At 61.6% G+C, this 3,631-nt stretch carries 3 protein-coding genes and 1 pseudogene; all 4 read left to right on the top strand.

Features of this window, described 5'->3' with window-relative positions; genetic code table 11:
- Positions 1-61: 61 nt before the first annotated feature.
- The 4 genes and pseudogenes from prcA to AHiyo1_RS16145 all read left to right on the top strand — a co-directional run bounded on the left by prcA (position 62) and on the right by AHiyo1_RS16145 (position 3,631).
- Positions 62-768: pseudogene (prcA, locus tag AHiyo1_RS16160) on the top strand (proteasome subunit alpha).
- A gap of 1 nt (position 769) precedes the next feature.
- Positions 770-2,134 (top strand): Pup--protein ligase, encoded by a 1,365-nt coding sequence (gene pafA / locus AHiyo1_RS16155; protein WP_059389232.1) that lies wholly within the window; start codon positions 770-772, stop codon positions 2,132-2,134.
- A gap of 110 nt (positions 2,135-2,244) precedes the next feature.
- Entirely contained in the window at positions 2,245-3,186 is a 942-nt protein-coding gene (locus AHiyo1_RS16150; RefSeq protein WP_059389231.1) for an FKBP-type peptidyl-prolyl cis-trans isomerase, read from the top strand.
- 49 nt (positions 3,187-3,235) lie between these two features.
- On the top strand, positions 3,236-3,631 hold the full coding sequence (locus AHiyo1_RS16145; protein WP_059389230.1) for an FKBP-type peptidyl-prolyl cis-trans isomerase: 396 nt from the start codon (positions 3,236-3,238) through the stop codon (positions 3,629-3,631).

Below are 3,631 nucleotides of genomic sequence, written 5' to 3'. Positions count from 1 at the left end.
CTGGCAGCGATCGCCGGCGCGATCGTTGAATCGCGCGCAGTTGCCGGACGGGAGGCCTGAGATGACCCAGCAGTTTTATGTTTCGCCCGAACAACTGATGAAGGACCGTGCGGACTTCGCGCGGAAGGGTATCGCCCGCGGCCGGTCCGTCGTCGTGATCAGTTGCGCTGACGGCATCGCGCTGGTGGCTGAAAACCCTTCGCCGTCGCTCCACAAGATCGGTGAGATCTACGACAAGATCGCGTTCGCAGCCGTGGGGAAGTACAACGAGTTTGAGAGTCTTCGGCAAGCCGGTGTCCGCTACGCCGACGTCCGCGGCTATTCATACGATCGCGAGGACGTCACCGCACGCGGTCTGGCCAGCGTCTACGCGCAGAGCCTTGGCGCCGTCTTCACCGCGGAACAAAAACCTTTCGAAGTCGAACTGGCGGTGGCAGAGGTCGGGCACACACAGGCCGAGGACCACCTCTATCGGCTGACTTTCGACGGCTCGATTGCCGACGAGAACGGTTTTGTGGTGATGGGCGGCTTGGCCGAGCAAGTAGCCGAGACGGTGGGCCGCGGTTGGAAGGCTGACCTCAGCGTGGCCGGGGCGCTTCGATTGGCCGTCAAGGCGCTGGCCACGGACAAGGAAGTGGACGCGCTTCCCGGGACGCAGTCGAAGCCGCGGTGTTGGATCGGAGTCCGGAAAGCGGGCGCGGATCCCGGAGGGCATTCCGGCGGCTCAGGGCTGACGAAATCACGCAACTGCTGGCAGGGGAGGCCTGAGATGGACAAGAGGATATTCGGGATCGAAACGGAGTTCGGTATTTCGTACTCGAGCCCCGACTCACGGCCGTTGGCTCCCGAGGAAGTGGCCAGGTACCTCTTTCGCAAAGTAGTGAGCTGGGGACGCTCCTCAAACGTCTTCCTCACGAATGGCTCGCGCCTGTACTTGGATGTCGGCTCGCACCCGGAGTACGCCACCGCGGAATGCGACGACCTCGCGCAGCTGATCGCCCACGACAGGGCGGGGGAGCTCATCCTCGATGACCTCGTTGATGAAGCACAGGCCCGGCTTGCGGCGGAGGGATTCAACGGAACGGTCTACCTGTTCAAGAACAACACCGATTCCGCCGGCAATTCCTACGGCAGCCACGAAAACTACCTGATTCCGCGGCGGGGCGAGTTCTCGCGGCTCGCGGAGATCCTCATTCCCTTCCTCGTCACGCGTCAGCTGATCGCAGGTGCGGGCAAGGTCCTGAAGACGCCCCACGGGGCCACGTTCGCGTTCTCCCAGCGTGCCGACCACATTTGGGAAGGCGTGTCTTCGGCGACGACGAGATCCCGCCCCATCATCAACACCCGTGACGAGCCGCACGCCGATGCCGAGTTCTTCCGCCGTCTGCACGTGATCGTCGGCGATTCCAACATGTCCGAGACCACCGCGCTCTTGAAGGTGGGAACGGTGGATCTGCTCCTGCGCATGATTGAGGCCGGAGTGATCATGCGGGACATGCGGATGGAGAACCCCATCCGCAGCATCCGGGAAATCTCCCATGATCTCAGCGGTAAGGCCTTGGTTCGCCTGGCTAACGGGAGGCAACTGACGGCCCTGGACATCCAGCGGGAGTACCTTGCAAAGGTCACCGCTTTTGTAGCATCGAATGGAGCCCACAATCAGCACGTGCCGCTCATCCTGGATCTTTGGGAGCGGACGCTGGACGCGATCGATAGCGGCGACACCAGTGGAATAGACACCGAAGTGGACTGGGCCATCAAGAAGAAGCTGATGGATGGGTACATGCGCCGCCATGGAATCGGCCTGGACTCCCCGCGGATCGCGCAATTGGACCTGACGTATCACGACATCTCACGCAAGCGCGGCCTCTTCTTCCTGCTCCAGTCCCGCGGCGCGGCGCGGCGTCTGGTTGCCGACACGGACATCAAGGATGCAGTGGATGCGCCGCCGCAGACCACCCGGGCAAAACTCCGCGGCGACTTCGTCCGGCGTGCCCAGGAACTCGGCCGTGACTACACCGTGGATTGGGTCCATCTGAAGTTGAACGACCGCGCGCACCAGACGATTTTGTGCAAGGATCCCTTCCGCAGCGTCGACGAAAGAGTAGATGCCCTCCTGGACTCGATGAGCTGACTCCCAGCTTCACCCGCTACTCTGGAGGTTGGCCTTTTAACAGGCCTCTACGCGCATGGCCGAGCCTGGCCCGTCCATGCCCTCCTTTTGCCCCGACGAAAGTTCAATTTGTGCGACGTCTACTAGCAATTCTTATCCCCGGCCTCTTGCTGATGACCGCCTGCGGCGGAAGCCCGGCACCAACAGCAACCCCGGAGCCCACCAGTCAGTCCGCCGGCGAAGTCGCCAAGCTGGATTCCCTTAAGGTCTCCGACAATGGAGAAAAGAAGGCACCCGGCCTGGAATTCAACAAGCCGCTGGACGTAACGCAGCCGACCATCAAAATGGTCAGCGACGGCACCGGCGACAAGGTGAAGGCCGGACAGATCATAGGCCTGTCATTCGTATCGGTTGACGGTAAGGACGGTAAGACCGTCAATGACTCCTTCGCAAGCGGTCCGCAGTCCCTCGTGCTAGATGACACATTCAAGAGCGGTAACGAGATCATTTACAACGCACTTGTCGGCGCGAAAGTGGGCGCATACGTGGCCTTCGCCGCTCCCGGCACCGCAGCCTCTGGTGAGACGCCAGCTTCCGCCCCTCAGTTGGCGGTCCTTAAGATCGTGTCCGCAAAAGATGCCAAGCCCGAGGGCGACACCGTCACCCCTCCCGCTGGCCTTCCTACCGTGAAAGTTGATGACAAGGGAATCCCACAGATTTCCGTTGACGGTGCGAAGGCGCCGCAGAGTCTAGTTGCCCAGGACCTCATTAAGGGCAAAGGCGAAGCTTTGAAAGAGACAAGTACTGTTCTCGCAAACTATGTCGGCGTCACCTTGGCCGATGGCAAGCCTTTCGATTCCAGTTACGATGACAGCTTTAAGCACAAGGGCGTTGCTTCATTCCAGCTTACGAACGTGATCAAGGGCTGGACGCAAGGCCTCGCTGGCAAAACTGTCGGCTCACGGGTGCTGCTCGTCATACCGAAGGCTCTGGCGTACCCCGATGCGACCCCCGACAACGGAAAGCCCACAGGCGACCTCGTCTTCGTCGTGGACATCCTGGGCGCCCAGTAAGCATCCGCAAACCTCCATAATACCGTCCCTATCAAATTGAGGAGTACCCATGTCATTTGGTCAGCGCGATTACGACCGCACTAAGCCGGAGATCGACTTCCCGGAGGGCGACGTCCCGACGGAACTCGTTATCAAGGACATCATCGTTGGTGACGGCGCCGAGGCTCAGGCCGGCGACACCGTCTCCACCCACTACGTTGGCGTTGCTTGGTCCACCGGCGAGGAATTCGACGCGTCCTGGGGCCGCGGCGCACCGCTGGACTTCCGCGTGGGAGTCGGCCAGGTCATCCAGGGCTGGGACCAGGGCCTGCTTGGCATGAAGGTCGGCGGCCGCCGTCGCCTTGAAATCCCGTCCGAGCTTGCCTACGGCTCCCGTGGAGCGGGCGGGGCCATCAAGCCCAACGAAGCCCTCATCTTCGTGGTGGACCTCGTAGCAGTCCGCTAG

The organism is Arthrobacter sp. Hiyo1 (assembly GCF_001263615.2).
Taxonomy (GTDB): domain Bacteria; phylum Actinomycetota; class Actinomycetes; order Actinomycetales; family Micrococcaceae; genus Arthrobacter.
Note: the sequence above shows the minus strand (reverse complement) of the source record. Positions and strands in the feature narration are given on the sequence as shown.